This window comes from Pseudomonas proteolytica, from assembly GCF_007858275.1.
In the GTDB taxonomy this organism is placed as follows: Bacteria; Pseudomonadota; Gammaproteobacteria; order Pseudomonadales; family Pseudomonadaceae; genus Aquipseudomonas; species Aquipseudomonas proteolytica.
On the sequence record NZ_VFEV01000014.1, the window covers coordinates 1 to 12752 of the forward strand.

Consider the following 12752-nt stretch of genomic DNA (forward strand, 5'->3'; position numbering starts at 1 on the left):
TCAGACACTGACGACCTCCCCTGTGGCGAGCGGGCTTGTCGGAACGCCGCATCGCCCGCGCTGGGCTGCGAAGCAGCCCCAGTATGTATCAGACACTCCGTAGCGGCTGGTTTTGGGGCTGCTTCGCAGCCCAGCGCGGGGCAAGCCCGCTCGCCACAACAGCCCTCTCTGCCAGGGTTTATGCGCTGCGGCAAAATTGTGTAGATACCGATGAGGCCCGATAAAGCTCTACAAAACCTCAGTGCGGCTTAGCTGCCGCCTGCCACAAAATCTCCGCAATCCCCTGGCGCCTGGCAATTACTCGCGCTGCCACAAACAGCAAATCCGATAGCCGATTGATATACGCCAATCCCACGCCTTCCAACGGCTCCAGTGCATTCAACTGCTGGCAGCGGCGCTCGGCGCTGCGGGCCAGGCTGCGGCATACGTGGGCCTGGGCAATCAGTGCCGAACCGCCGGGCAGGATGAAGTTTTCCAAAGGCCCCACTTCTTCATTCCAGCGATCGATCGCGGCTTCCAAACGGTCCACTTCGCCTGCATTCAGTGCCTTGTAGACCGGCATCGCCAACTCGCCACCCAGGTCAAACAGTCGGTGCTGGCAAGGTGTCAGGACCTCGACCACATCCTTCAACGCAGGATGCTGGCCGCTTTGCTCCTCGAGCCCGGCCAACAGCAGGCCCAATTGGCTGTTGAGGCTGTCCACTTCGCCGATGGCTTCCACCCGGGGGTGATCCTTGGGCACGCGGCGACCGTCACCCAGGCCGGTTTCGCCTTTGTCGCCGGTACGGGTGTAAATTTTCGACAGGCGAAAGCCCATGGTCAGTGCTCCAGTTGAGTCAGTTCGAGGGGGGCAAGCTGGCTGCCGGCCAACGGCAGGCGCAAGGTAAAGCAGGTGCCCTGGCCAAGGGTGGAGTGAACCTCCATCTGGCCCTTGTGATTGTTGGTGATGATGAAGTACGAGACCGACAAGCCCAGCCCCGTGCCCTGGCCGATTTCCTTGGTGGTGAAGAACGGCTCGAACGTGCGTTTGCGTACGCTCTCACTCATGCCGATGCCATTGTCTTCCACCTGGATCTCGGCCCAGGGCGGGTTGAGCCGGGTGCGCAGGATGATGCGCCCTGGCTCGCTGTCGTCTTCGCGCAGGTGGATGGCCTGGGCGGCGTTTTTCAGCAGGTTGAGCAGTACCTGCTCCAGCTCGTTGGCGGTGCCGGGCACCGGGCCCAGCGTTGGGTCGAACTGGCGAATGATCGCCTGGCCCTTGAAGTCGAAGCCGATCGCCAGGTCGAAGTCATTACCGGCGATCTCCACGGCCTGATCGATCAGGGCTGGCAGGTCGCAAGGCGCCATCTGGCGGTTGCTGCGGCGGCTGAAACTGAGCATATGGGTGACGATTTTCGCCGCGCGGGCCCCGGCTTGCTGGATACCGTCGAGCAATTGCGGCACCTCGCGGCTTTGCAGGTAACGGTTCACCGTTTCCAGTTCCACGCCCACCTGCTCGGCGTGCTCCAGGTTTTTCGGCAGGTCTGTCGATAGGCGTCGGCGGATGTTCTGCACGTTGTGCAGGATCGCCCCCAGGGGGTTGTTGATTTCGTGGGCCATGCCGGCGGCCAGCCCGCCGACGGACAGCATCTTCTCTGACTGCACCATCATTTCTTCCAGGGACAGGCGCTGGGTGATGTCATCGATGCGGATCACCACCCCGCGCCCGGCACCGCCCATCAGCGGGTAAAAGGTCAGGGCATAGTGCTTGGGCTCGTCGTCCTTGATCCAGGTGACGCGCTCGATGCGCTCCACCGTATGTTGCTCCACCGTGGCCTTGAGTTGGGGCAGGTAGGGCTTGAGCGGTTCGAAGGCGAGGAAGATTGGCTGGTTCAGCGCTTGGTCCAGGCGTGTGCCGGAAAGGGCGCTGGCTTCCTGGTTCCATTGGGTAACGTAAAGCTGCTCGTCCAGGGCGATCAAGGCAGAGGGCATGGAGTCGATGATGCTGTTGAGATAATTCTGGAACCCGGTGAGTTTTTTCTCGATTTTGCTGCGCACCTGGACTTCCAGTTCCAGCTTGCGGTTGGTATGGCGCGTTTCCTCGGCCAGGCCCTGGGCCTGGTCATAGGCGGCCTGGGAGTCGTCCCGCGCGCGCTTGAGTTGCTGCTCGCGGGCTTCGATGCGTGACAGCATGGTATTGAACGCTTCGGCCAGGCTGCCGATTTCGTCATGGTTGCCGCGACCGGCCCGCAACGCGTAGTTCTCCTCGCGGGTGACCTGGCGCGACAACTCTTCCAACTCGTGGATGGGCCGGGTAATCAGGCGCTTGATCTGCCGGGCGATCACCATCCACAGCAGGATGCTGAAAACCAGGATGCCGAGGCTGGCGGTCAGAGTGCCGGTGTAGAAGGCCACCGGCAGTTCGCTGCTGGCCACCAGCAGCAGGTGCCCCGAGGGCAGGCCGGGGCGGGGCAGGGTGATGATTTGATTGCTGCGAAACTCGGTGACCCGCCAGGCTTCGATGTCACGATAGTGCGCCGGCAATTGCAGGCGGTCACCGTGTTGCAACTGCGCCAGGCGGCTGCCTTCGCCGTCGTAGAGGGCCGCCGCGCGCAGTGGCGAGTAACTGGTCAGCTCGTTGAGCAGGGCATCGGCCTTGGCGGGAGAGTCCAGGGCTTGCGCGGCGAGGGCCGGATTGGAAACCAGTCGGCCAATTGCCTGCAGAGCCTGGGGGGCCATGCTTTCCTGGGAGATCCAGTAGGCGGCGCTGATAAAGGTCAGGTTGGCCACCAGCAGCACGGTGGTCAGCAGTACCAGCAGGGCCGCCAGCAGTTTCTGCCCAACGGGGAGATTTTCGAGACGCTGGCGCAGTGGCATCAGGTTGTTCGCAGGCAAGGATCAAGTGGGCAGGGTAGCGCGTGCTTCAGTCGCTGGGCAATCCGCGTGCGTCCAGGTAACCGGCCAGGCGCACGTGCAGTTGTTGCAGGTGCGGCAGGCTCAGGCGATGGCGCAAGGCAGCCTGGCAGGCATGGCCGAGCAGGTAGCGGATTTCAGTGCGTCGGCCGCTGGCCACATCCTGGTACATCGACGAAAAATTCGCTGCCGTCGCCTGGATCACCCGCGCCACTTCGGTCTGCAGGTCCTGCGCCGCCGCTGGCTGGCCGCAGTACTCCAGCAGTTCAGCGAGTTCGGTACACAGGGTCGCTACTTCGCATTGGTGCTGCTGTAGCCCGCCATTGCGGCATTGATAGAGCACGGTCAGTGGATTGATCGCACAGTTGAGTGCCAGTTTTCGCCAGAGGCGCGTGAGGATATCGGTGCTCCACTGGTGGGGAATGCCGGCGGCCTCCAAATCGTCCAGCCACAGCGGCGCCGTGGGATGGGTAGTGTCACCGAGCCAGGTAAAGCCATGACCGGCGAATACCACACTGCCATCGCTCTGGCGAAACGCACCCTCGGTGCTGGAGGCGAAGATACACCGGGCCTGGGGCAGTTGCGCGGCAACCGCATCCTGGCTGCCCAGGCCATTCTGCAGCAGGATCACCTCGGCATTGGGTGTCAGGCGTCGGGCCAGCTGTGCGACGGCGCCAGGTGCGTCGTAGGCTTTACACGCGACCAGCAGGCGATCAATCGGCTCGGGGCTGTCGGATGTTTGTGCACTAACCGGGTACGACTGGGCATGCCCCTGCTCGATCAAGGTCAGCCCGGGCGTTGTCCGATAGCGGGCCAAGCGTGCCTGGTCGCGCAGGATCAGTGTGACAGGCAAGCCTGCACGGGCCAGGCGTGCGGCCCATAACGTACCGAGACTGCCGGCGCCGAGGACATGCCAGGTGGTGGACATCAATTTTGCTCCGTCGGCCTTTGGGTGAGCCAAGCAGCTCAGGGTAAAGAATCGTTATAATGCCCCGGCATTTTACCCGCAAGCCAGGCGCGCTCCATCTCTACTGAGCCGCGCCCCTTTTTTATTGGAGAAACTACATGCCGTCGTTCGACGTGGTATCTGAACTGGACAAGCACGAAGTCACCAACGCCGTCGAGAACGCCGTCAAGGAGCTGGACCGTCGTTATGACTTGAAAGGCAAAGGCAGCTTCGAGTTCAAGGAAAAGGAACTGACGGTCAACCTGACCGCTGAAGCCGACTTCCAACTGGAAGCGATGATCGAGATCCTCAAGCTGGCCCTGGTCAAGCGCAAGATCGATGTGCAGTGCCTTGAAGTCAAGGAGGCCTATGCGTCGGGCAAGTTGATGAAGCAGGAAGCGGTGCTCAAGGAAGGTATCGACAAGGAGCTGGCGAAGAAAATCGTCGCTCACGTCAAGGATGCCAAACTCAAGGTCCAGGCCGCGATCCAGGGCGAGCAGGTGCGTATCACCGGCAAGAAGCGCGACGACTTGCAGGACGCGATTGCCGCCCTGCGCGCCAAGACCTTCGATATGCCGCTGCAGTTCAATAACTTCCGCGACTGACCCGGTTTTGGGGAACCCGCGGGGCTTTTCGACGTCCCACGCCCCAGCACCTGCAGAAACGATTGAGCCCTTCGGGGCTCAATTGCTGTGGCGACCTATATATGCAGTGGTAAACAGGAGAATCTAGATGGACTTGAATGCTGAAGTGGATCATTTGATCAAGGCTTCCCAAGCCTGGGTCCCGATGATCATGGAATACGGCAGCCGGGTGCTGCTGGCGGTATTGACCCTGGCCATTGGCTGGTGGCTGATCAACAAGCTGACCCACAAGGTTGGGCGCCTGCTGGCCCTGCGCAATGCCGACCTGGCGTTGCAGGGCTTCGTGACCAGCCTTGCGAACATCGTGCTCAAGGTGATGCTGATCGTCAGCGTGGCCTCGATGATTGGCGTCGAAACCACTTCGTTTGTTGCCGCGATTGGTGCCGCGACCCTGGCCATTGGCCTGGCGTTGCAAGGTAGCCTTGCCAACTTCGCCGGTGGCGTGCTGATCCTGCTGTTCCGTCCGTTCCGTATTGGTGACTGGATCGAAGCCCAGGGCACGGCGGGCACCGTCGATAGCATCCAGATCTTCCACACGGTGATCCGTACCGGCGACAACAAGACGGTCATCGTGCCTAACGGCATCTTGTCCAACGGCATCATCACCAACACCAACCGCCAGCCAACCCGCAAGGTGGTGTTTGACGTGGGTGTCGACTACGAAGCCGACCTGCAGAAAGCCCGCGCAGTGCTGCTGGAACTGGCCAAGGACCCACGGGTTCTGGCGGACCCAGAGCCGGTCGCTGTGGTTTCGACCCTGGGCGACAGTTCAATCACTGTTTCCCTGCGCGTATGGACCAAGACGGCGGATTATTGGGATGTGATGTTCATGTTCAATGAACTGGCGCGTGACCGTTTGAAAGCGGCGGGAATTGATATCCCGTTCCCGCAGCGTGTTATTCGCGTGATGCAAGAAGCGCCTGCCAAATAAACGGGTACAGGGATTTAACTTGGCTGAAGAGTCAGGTTTCGTCTCGGCAATAAACTTGATAGTTAGCTTGCTAGTTATCAAGGTCGCAGAAATAAAAGTGTAATAAAAAAGCCGCTCACTGGTTAAAAGTGAGCGGCTTTTTCATTAAGAGCCGAAGCCCTCGGGCATCTTTGATTACAAGATGTTCAGCGGGTATTGCGCGATCAGACGCAGTTCGTCGATGGACGCCGAACCGTAGTAAACACCATCAGACGAACGATAAGTCGCTTGGCGAATACGCAGGCTCAGGTCTTTGGCCGGGCCGCTCTGGATCACGTACTTGGCTTCAAGGTCGCGCTCCCACTCTTTGCCGTTCGAGGTCGAGGCGGTGTTGGCGCCGCTACCAGTGACATACGCAGCCAGGAAGCTCAGGCCAGGTACACCGAAGGTGGCCATGTCGATGTCATAACGGGCCTTGAAGGATTTCTCGCCTTCGGCGTTGAAGTCGGAACGGGCCACGGAGTTGGCCAGGAACACTGTACCGCCGCCATCGATGCCGTAGCCGTAATCGCCGTCACCGGTAACCTTCTGTGCAGCCAGGGTGAAGGTGTGTGCACCGATGGTGTAGGCACCCTGCAAGCTGAACGCGCGGTTGTCGAGTTTGGTCACGTCGTCTTTGGCGGCGCGTTGCAGGCCGGCACCTTCGCTCTTGGTGTCGTAGATGTTGAAGTCTACGGCCACCGACTGGTCATCGCTCAGAGCGTGGGTCCAGTTGACGTTGGCGTAGTATTTGCGCCAGTAGTCTTCGACTTTCGAGTAGTAGAGGCTGGTGGTGAACTCAGGCGTCCAACCGTAGGTGCCGCCCACGAAATTGGCTTGCTTGATGCCTCGGGAGGTTTCAGGGAAGTCGAGGATACTGTCCTTGAAGGTTTGCGCCTGGGCAACGCTGGAAGTGAAGTGGCCGGCTTCCAGCTTGAGGTCCTTGATCTCGTTACTGACGATCGAGATACCTTGTGGCAGCTCTGGCAGCAAGCGACTGTCGTCGGATGCGAATACCGGTGCGGTGGTGTACTGGTCGCCGACTTTCAGCACGGTATTGGAGAGGCGGAACTTGATGGCGCCGCCGCCCTTGGAGTATTCATCCTCTGAGCGGCCATCCGAACCTTCCGGGAACAGGCCGGTGCCATTACGGCCTCTGCCGCTGTCCAGTTTCACGCCCAGCAGGCCGATAACGTCAACACCCACACCGATGGTGCCCTGGGTGAAACCCGACTGGTACAAACCGTTGAAGCCCAGGCCGGTTTCCCGGGTGTAGCTCGTACCCGACTTGTTGTTGCGGTTATCTCGGCTGAAGTACAGGGTGCGGGTATTGATGCTGAACGTACTGTCTTCGACAAAGCCCTTGGCATCATCTTGGGCGGACGCCATTGCGAACTGTGAGGTGCCTGCTGAAACAGCGAGGGCGATCATGCTCCACTTCATCACGCGCATCGTGATTTGCTCCTTTGGTTTTAGGAAGAGTACTGCCGTCCCACCTGTATTTTTGTCTGGGCGGCTCTTTCTTTTTTGTGACAGCGCAAACTTATAGCACGCTGGCAATAATTGGCGATACTTGCACATCTGTCCTTTCAGCTTCTTTACGAGGCTGTCGTAAATTGCTAGATCCATGTCGCAAATCTACAGTCTGTTTGTAGCCAGACTGACAACTTCAATACTGTTTTTAATACCCTGGACAGAGGTGCAAAGTACCCTGTTCAAAGTTTTAAAACTTCCTGTTTGTGTATTGACTCACTGTTCTTTTTATCGTGAAACACCGCCTTCCTGGCAGGTGCCGTTGTCGACGATATGGGAGTGAATGCAACAAGCGTGCTCAAACTGCCAGGCAGATGTCATTTTTTCGTGAAAAATGTGTTGAGTCTGTGAAAACCGCCTGGATGCGGGGCTTTTGCGTGGTTTTTTTTGGAATTCGGGGCGTTGGTTGTGCGTGATTTCGAACGGGTGAAAATACGTTTCCGTCAGAAATGTTACCGGTTCACCCTGCGCAGTGAGTAATCGGCGGATAGGCCCTGCCCGATGCGGGGCATAAAAGACTCATTTTGGTGCGTTGGCTTGCGGTCGGCAGATTGCCCATGGGATGTGCGGCGATTGCCCCGTGAAGCAGCCGTCATTCGCAGGTATGCTGGGCGCCTGAAACTGACTAGCCGAACGGAGTGCCTGCGGTGTTCGCCTTGGATCCACGTCTGCAAAACGACACCTTGCCCATCGGGGAATTCCCCCTGTGCCGGCTGCTGCTGTCCAACGACTCTAACTACCTCTGGCTTATCCTGGTGCCGCGCATTGCCGGTATCAGCGAAGTGTTCCAGCTTGATGCTGGCGACCAGTCCCGGTTGTGGCACGAAACCACCACGTTGGCGCAACTGCTCAATGACGGATTCGGCGCCGATAAGATGAACATCGGTGCGCTGGGTAACGTGGTCAACCAGCTGCATGTGCACGTGATTGTGCGCAAGCGCGACGATGCGGCCTGGCCCGCACCGGTCTGGGGCAGGCACCCGGCGGTACCTTATTCCGACGACCAGGTAGCGCTGATTCGAGCCCGCCTGCGGGAGTTGATGCCGCCCGAATTCACTTTTGCCCAGGATTGAACCATGGACCTGCAAGACCGCGTGATGGACCTTGAGAGCCGCCTGGCTTTCCAGGACGACACCATCGAGACATTGAATGACATCCTGGTTGCCCAGCAGCGTGCGGTAGAGCGCCTGCAATTGCAGATGGCTGCCTTGCTCAAGCGTCAGGAAGAAATGGGCGGGCAGTTCGAATCCTCCGAGGAAGAGGCGCCGCCGCCTCATTATTGAGGGCAGGGGAAAACTTGCGGCCATAAAAAACCGCGATGCAGTTTCAACTGCATCGCGGTTTTTTTTCGGGCCTGGTCTGAATCAGCGACGCGGCAGGGCGGCGATCACGTCTTCAGCTTGCAGGCCTTTGTCACGGTTCATGACGGAAAACTCCACGCGCTGGCCTTCTACCAGAACGCGATGGCCTTCGCCGCGAATAGCCCGGAAGTGGACGAAGATATCGTCGCCCGAGTCCCGGGAAATAAAGCCGAAGCCTTTGGAAGTGTTGAACCACTTGACGGTCCCGGTATCCCGGTTGGTCATGTCGTAGTTTTGCGAAGTGGCCGGAGCAGACGAACGGTAGAAGCTGATGGCCAGGTGAAGAACGATAGCGACCACAGCGATGGCCAGGCTGAGCAGGATGGCTGGATGGCCGCCGACTTCAGGCATGGGGGCCAGGAGGGTGAGGGTTTGTACGACGACAGTCAGTACCAGCAATGCGCTGACCAGGTTTTGCAGTTGATGGCGTGTGCCTTTGTTCCAGTAGGGAATCACTGGCGCCAGCGTCAGGTTGAGAAGGCCGAACAGAGCCAGGTACAGCGCGTCGTGTTGTTGCAGGTACGGCAGGCTTTCTGGTTGCAGGCTCGGGATAAAGGACAGCAGCAAAGCTGCAGCGCCCGTTAGCAGGTGGACGATTTTCAACATTTTGATTAACTCACGTTAAGACGGATCACAAGGAAGAGCTGACTGGCACGGTTCGCTTCTGAACAATGGGAGGCGTTGGGCACGTGCGCGGTTATCAGCCTATGCCGCTTGCCGCAGGAAATAGCGGTGGCGACACGCTGCCTATTTAACAGCAAAGCCTGTGCCTTCTCAAATCAAGCGTTTCAAGGCGTTGCGAAGATCATGGCATTTGTGCGGCAAACCCTTGTCCTAGACAGGTCAGTCTGCTTTTTGCCACGCCACGCCCTGCCGCTCGTGGTTACGCGCGCTGTAACACGGCGATTTGCCGCAGGCCTGCTGCGGCGTCAGGGCTGCGCAAGGCGGGTACTCTTGCTAGAGTGGGTAAGCACCTGATCAATGAATTTTCATCAATTGAAGGGAATAGACATGGCAATCGATATCGGTATCAGTGAAGAAGATCGTAAATCCATTGTTGACGGACTTTCACGGCTGCTTTCAGATACCTATGTACTTTATCTGAAAACCCATAACTTTCATTGGAACGTCACGGGGCCGCAATTCCGTACATTGCACTTGATGTTTGAAGAGCAATACAACGAGCTGGCGCTGGCAGTTGACTCCATTGCCGAGCGTATTCGTGCTCTGGGCTTTCCTGCGCCGGGTGCTTATTCCATCTATGCCCGTTTGTCCTCGATCAAGGAAGAAGAAGGCGTGCCCAGCGCTGAAAACATGATCAAGCAACTTGTCGATGGGCAAGAAGCCGTTACCCGGACGGCGCGCGGGATCTTCCCGTTGCTTGATAAGGTCAGCGACGAGCCGACCGCGGACTTGCTGACCCAGCGCATGCAGATCCACGAGAAAACCGCCTGGATGCTGCGCTCGCTGCTCGAAGGCAAATAAACCATACGGGCCAGTGGTGCCTGGCAGGCGCCACTGGCTTGGCCTGATCACTTCCGGATACTCACGTTGGCTTGTCCTACGCACACCGACTCCCCGTCTTCTGGCTGCTCGTGGCTGCTTGATGTTTTATAGGCTCAACGGCAACTAAGAGCAGTTCATTCAACAGCCGTTTGGCAAGGGAGTGTCAAGTGTATGTCGCGTGGTATGGGTAATGGTGTGATGGAAACTTCCGGTTTTCAAAAGATCAAGATTGATCCCTTTGTCAAAGGGTTTGATATGGCGCTGGCGCGGCCATTGTCGCGGTCTGTCCGATTAAATGGTTTCTCGACATGCCTGCGGCTTGAAGAAGTCTATTGGAATATTCTTGCTGAGATTGCCAGGATCAATACCTGCTCGATCAGTGCGCTGCTGTCGTACGTGGATCGCGAAGTGCATTTACGTTATGGCGGAGTCAAGAATTTCAGCGGGCTGGTCCGGGTGGTGTGTGTGGTTCATGCGCTCAAAGGGCAGGCATCGGCCACAAGCCAGGCCGGCCTCATGTAGTCGGGTTGCGCGGTAGTGCAGGGGCTGGGCGGTTCTCTATATAGTGCGCTGCACGTTGCTACGGCTGCACAGCCTCGATTTAACGGATATAATCCCGCCCTTTGCTGCGCACCCGGCTGGTACGGGGCGTGGCGCAGCAGTGACGTGATCGCCGAGATACTCCATGCCCATGTACGATTACCAATGCGCTTCCTGTGGTCACCAATTGGAAGCCATTCAGAAGATCAGCGACGCGCCGTTGGTCGATTGCCCCGCTTGCCGGGCGCCCGAACTGAAAAAGATGTTGTCCATGCCGGGCTTTCGCCTGAGCGGTAGCGGCTGGTACGAGACCGACTTCAAGACCGGCGCCAAGAAGAATCTGGCGGGCGGCGACAAAGCAGACTGAGTTGAACTCTACGCGCGAGCTCCTGCATTATCCGTGGCCTGACTCAACAGGTGCGGTGCCCGAGCAGGAACTCCACCGAATTTCGAATTACGAGAAGTGAAACCACTACCATGATGCGCAGCCACTATTGCGGCCAACTGAACGAGACCCTGGAAGGTCAGGAAATCACCCTTTGCGGATGGGTTCACCGTCGCCGCGACCATGGCGGGGTGATTTTCCTCGATATCCGTGATCGTGACGGTCTGGCCCAGGTGGTATTCGACCCGGATCGCGCCGAGAGCTTCGCCGCCGCCGACCGCGTGCGCAGCGAGTACGTCGTGAAAATCACCGGCAAGGTTCGCCTGCGTCCGGCCGGTGCCACCAACGCCAACATGGCGTCGGGCATGATCGAAGTCCTGGGCTACGAACTGGAAGTGCTGAATGAGTCGGAAACCCCGCCGTTCCCACTCAACGAGTTCTCTGACGTTGGCGAAGAAACCCGCCTGCGTTATCGCTTCCTCGACCTGCGTCGCCCGGAAATGGCCGAGAAGCTGCGCCTGCGTTCGCGTATGACTACCAGCATCCGTCGCTTCCTCGACGAGAATGGCTTCCTGGACGTCGAGACGCCAATCCTGACTCGCGCTACGCCAGAAGGCGCACGTGACTACCTGGTGCCGAGCCGTACCCACGCCGGTAGCTTCTTCGCCCTGCCGCAATCGCCGCAGCTGTTCAAGCAACTGCTGATGGTTGCCGGTTTCGACCGTTACTACCAGATCGCCAAGTGCTTCCGTGACGAAGACCTGCGCGCCGATCGCCAGCCTGAATTCACCCAGATCGACATCGAGACCAGCTTCCTCGATGAAAAAGAGATCATGGGCCTGACCGAAGAAATGATCCGCAACCTGTTCAAGGAAGTGCTGGACCTGGAATTCGGCGAGTTCCCGCACATGACCTTCGAAGAGGCCATGCGCCGCTACGGTTCCGACAAGCCAGACCTGCGTAACCCGCTGGAACTGGTCGACGTTGCCGATCAGCTCAAGGAAGTCGACTTCAAGGTGTTCAGCGGTCCGGCCAACGACCCGAAATGCCGCATCGCCGCACTGCGTGTGCCTGGCGGCGCGAGCATGCCGCGCAAGCAGATCGACGACTACACCAAGTTCGTCAGCATCTACGGCGCCAAGGGCCTGGCTTACATCAAGGTCAACGAGCGTGCCAAGGGTGTTGAAGGCCTGCAGTCGCCAATCGTCAAGAACATCCCGGAAGACAAGCTCAATGTGATCCTCGATCGCGTCGGTGCCGTTGATGGCGATATCGTGTTCTTCGGCGCCGACAAGGCCAAGATCGTCAGCGAAGCCCTGGGTGCGCTGCGGATCAAGCTGGGTCACGACCTCGACCTGCTGACCTGCAAGTGGGCCCCGATGTGGGTCGTCGACTTCCCGATGTTCGAAGAGAACGACGACGGCAGCTTCAGCGCCCTGCACCACCCGTTCACCGCGCCCAAGTGCACGCCGCAAGAGCTGGAAGCCAACCCGGCTGGCGCTCTGTCCCGTGCCTACGACATGGTGCTCAACGGCACTGAGCTGGGTGGCGGTTCGATCCGTATCCACCGTAAAGAAATGCAACAGTCGGTCTTCCGCCTGCTGGGTATCAACGAAGCGGAACAGGAAGAGAAGTTCGGCTTCCTGCTCGACGCCCTGAAATACGGCGCTCCACCCCACGGTGGCCTGGCCTTCGGCCTTGATCGCCTGGTGATGTTGATGACCGGTGCCCAGTCGATCCGTGAAGTGATTGCCTTCCCGAAAACCCAGAGTGCTGCGGACGTCATGACCCAGGCGCCAGGTGTGGTGGATGCCAAGGCACTGCGCGAGCTGCACATCCGTCTGCGCGAGGCGCCGAAGGCTGAGTAAGGCTGCGGCGTGAAAGCGCAATAAGGTTGTACGCAGTCAAAAAGGCGCATCTTCGGATGCGCCTTTGCGTTTAAAAGAGGGAAATCCTGCCTGGGGTGGGATTGAAAGGTTTCTAGAGAATTTCGGAG

General features: G+C 58.8%; 13 protein-coding genes. 8 read left to right on the plus strand and 5 right to left on the minus strand.

Annotation, left to right across the window (positions count from 1 at the left end; translation table 11 throughout):
• Nucleotides 1–238 precede the first annotated feature (238 nt).
• Genes FIV38_RS12015 through FIV38_RS12025 form a run of 3 tightly spaced genes read right to left on the minus strand, consistent with a single transcriptional unit; the run spans nucleotide 239 to nucleotide 3820 of the window.
• Nucleotides 239–817 carry a cob(I)yrinic acid a,c-diamide adenosyltransferase gene (locus tag FIV38_RS12015; protein WP_092237838.1) on the minus strand — a complete coding sequence of 193 codons (579 nt, stop codon included), beginning with the start codon at nucleotides 815–817 and terminating at the stop codon, nucleotides 239–241.
• Between the two features lie 2 nt (nucleotides 818–819).
• On the minus strand, nucleotides 820–2856 hold the full coding sequence (locus tag FIV38_RS12020) for a sensor histidine kinase (RefSeq protein WP_092237835.1): 2037 nt from the start codon (nucleotides 2854–2856) through the stop codon (nucleotides 820–822).
• Between the two features lie 46 nt (nucleotides 2857–2902).
• Nucleotides 2903–3820, minus strand: a complete 918-nt coding sequence (locus FIV38_RS12025; RefSeq protein ID WP_092237832.1) for a putative 2-dehydropantoate 2-reductase — start codon at nucleotides 3818–3820, stop codon at nucleotides 2903–2905.
• A 137-nt stretch (nucleotides 3821–3957) separates the two neighbouring features.
• Between FIV38_RS12025 and FIV38_RS12030 the strand changes: the two genes are divergently transcribed.
• Together FIV38_RS12030 and FIV38_RS12035 are read left to right on the plus strand one after the other, a co-directional pair.
• The gene (locus FIV38_RS12030; RefSeq protein WP_029300327.1) at nucleotides 3958–4443 is read left to right on the plus strand and encodes a YajQ family cyclic di-GMP-binding protein; all 486 of its coding nucleotides are present in this window, start codon (nucleotides 3958–3960) and stop codon (nucleotides 4441–4443) included.
• Nucleotides 4444–4570: 127 nt separating this feature from the next.
• Nucleotides 4571–5413: a mechanosensitive ion channel family protein gene (locus FIV38_RS12035; protein WP_092237829.1), complete on the plus strand. Its 843-nt coding sequence runs from the start codon at nucleotides 4571–4573 to the stop codon at nucleotides 5411–5413.
• 174 nt (nucleotides 5414–5587) lie between these two features.
• On the opposite strand, the gene FIV38_RS12040 is transcribed toward FIV38_RS12035, so the two are convergent.
• Nucleotides 5588–6883 (minus strand): OprD family porin, encoded by a 1296-nt coding sequence (locus tag FIV38_RS12040; RefSeq protein ID WP_092237826.1) that lies wholly within the window; start codon nucleotides 6881–6883, stop codon nucleotides 5588–5590.
• 728 nt (nucleotides 6884–7611) lie between these two features.
• Between FIV38_RS12040 and FIV38_RS12045 the strand changes: the two genes are divergently transcribed.
• Together FIV38_RS12045 and FIV38_RS12050 are read left to right on the plus strand one after the other, a co-directional pair.
• The gene (locus tag FIV38_RS12045; RefSeq protein WP_029300324.1) at nucleotides 7612–8037 is read left to right on the plus strand and encodes an HIT domain-containing protein; all 426 of its coding nucleotides are present in this window, start codon (nucleotides 7612–7614) and stop codon (nucleotides 8035–8037) included.
• A 3-nt stretch (nucleotides 8038–8040) separates the two neighbouring features.
• Complete coding sequence (locus tag FIV38_RS12050) at nucleotides 8041–8247, plus strand: SlyX family protein (RefSeq protein ID WP_029300323.1); 207 nt, start codon at nucleotides 8041–8043, stop codon at nucleotides 8245–8247.
• A gap of 81 nt (nucleotides 8248–8328) precedes the next feature.
• Here FIV38_RS12050 and FIV38_RS30695 read toward each other — a convergent pair whose 3' ends face one another.
• On the minus strand, nucleotides 8329–8931 hold the full coding sequence (locus tag FIV38_RS30695; protein ID WP_029300321.1) for a cold-shock protein: 603 nt from the start codon (nucleotides 8929–8931) through the stop codon (nucleotides 8329–8331).
• A gap of 405 nt (nucleotides 8932–9336) precedes the next feature.
• On the opposite strand from FIV38_RS30695, the gene FIV38_RS12060 reads away from it, so the two are divergent.
• The 4 genes from FIV38_RS12060 (at nucleotide 9337) to aspS (ending at nucleotide 12624) form a co-directional block, all read left to right on the plus strand.
• Nucleotides 9337–9810, plus strand: coding sequence for a Dps family protein (locus FIV38_RS12060; protein WP_029300319.1), 474 nt, complete (start codon nucleotides 9337–9339; stop codon nucleotides 9808–9810).
• 192 nt (nucleotides 9811–10002) lie between these two features.
• Nucleotides 10003–10353, plus strand: a complete 351-nt coding sequence (locus tag FIV38_RS12065; RefSeq protein ID WP_029300318.1) for a ribbon-helix-helix domain-containing protein — start codon at nucleotides 10003–10005, stop codon at nucleotides 10351–10353.
• A gap of 163 nt (nucleotides 10354–10516) precedes the next feature.
• Nucleotides 10517–10738: an FmdB family zinc ribbon protein gene (locus FIV38_RS12070; RefSeq protein WP_029300317.1), complete on the plus strand. Its 222-nt coding sequence runs from the start codon at nucleotides 10517–10519 to the stop codon at nucleotides 10736–10738.
• A 110-nt stretch (nucleotides 10739–10848) separates the two neighbouring features.
• Complete coding sequence (gene aspS, locus FIV38_RS12075) at nucleotides 10849–12624, plus strand: aspartate--tRNA ligase (RefSeq protein ID WP_092237820.1); 1776 nt, start codon at nucleotides 10849–10851, stop codon at nucleotides 12622–12624.
• Nucleotides 12625–12752 lie beyond the last annotated feature (128 nt).

What these genes read in the sequence shown, in the direction of transcription:
- FIV38_RS12015 (WP_092237838.1), bottom strand. Translation starts at nt 817, where the DNA reads ATGGGCTTTCGCCTGTCGAAAATTTACACCCGTACCGGCGACAAAGGC.
- FIV38_RS12020 (WP_092237835.1), bottom strand. Translation starts at nt 2,856, where the DNA reads ATGCCACTGCGCCAGCGTCTCGAAAATCTCCCCGTTGGGCAGAAACTG.
- FIV38_RS12025 (WP_092237832.1), bottom strand. Translation starts at nt 3,820, where the DNA reads ATGTCCACCACCTGGCATGTCCTCGGCGCCGGCAGTCTCGGTACGTTA.
- FIV38_RS12030 (WP_029300327.1), top strand. Translation starts at nt 3,958, where the DNA reads ATGCCGTCGTTCGACGTGGTATCTGAACTGGACAAGCACGAAGTCACC.
- FIV38_RS12035 (WP_092237829.1), top strand. Translation starts at nt 4,571, where the DNA reads ATGGACTTGAATGCTGAAGTGGATCATTTGATCAAGGCTTCCCAAGCC.
- FIV38_RS12040 (WP_092237826.1), bottom strand. Translation starts at nt 6,883, where the DNA reads ATGCGCGTGATGAAGTGGAGCATGATCGCCCTCGCTGTTTCAGCAGGC.
- FIV38_RS12050 (WP_029300323.1), top strand. Translation starts at nt 8,041, where the DNA reads ATGGACCTGCAAGACCGCGTGATGGACCTTGAGAGCCGCCTGGCTTTC.
- FIV38_RS30695 (WP_029300321.1), bottom strand. Translation starts at nt 8,931, where the DNA reads ATGTTGAAAATCGTCCACCTGCTAACGGGCGCTGCAGCTTTGCTGCTG.
- FIV38_RS12060 (WP_029300319.1), top strand. Translation starts at nt 9,337, where the DNA reads ATGGCAATCGATATCGGTATCAGTGAAGAAGATCGTAAATCCATTGTT.
- FIV38_RS12065 (WP_029300318.1), top strand. Translation starts at nt 10,003, where the DNA reads ATGTCGCGTGGTATGGGTAATGGTGTGATGGAAACTTCCGGTTTTCAA.
- FIV38_RS12070 (WP_029300317.1), top strand. Translation starts at nt 10,517, where the DNA reads ATGCCCATGTACGATTACCAATGCGCTTCCTGTGGTCACCAATTGGAA.
- aspS (WP_092237820.1), top strand. Translation starts at nt 10,849, where the DNA reads ATGATGCGCAGCCACTATTGCGGCCAACTGAACGAGACCCTGGAAGGT.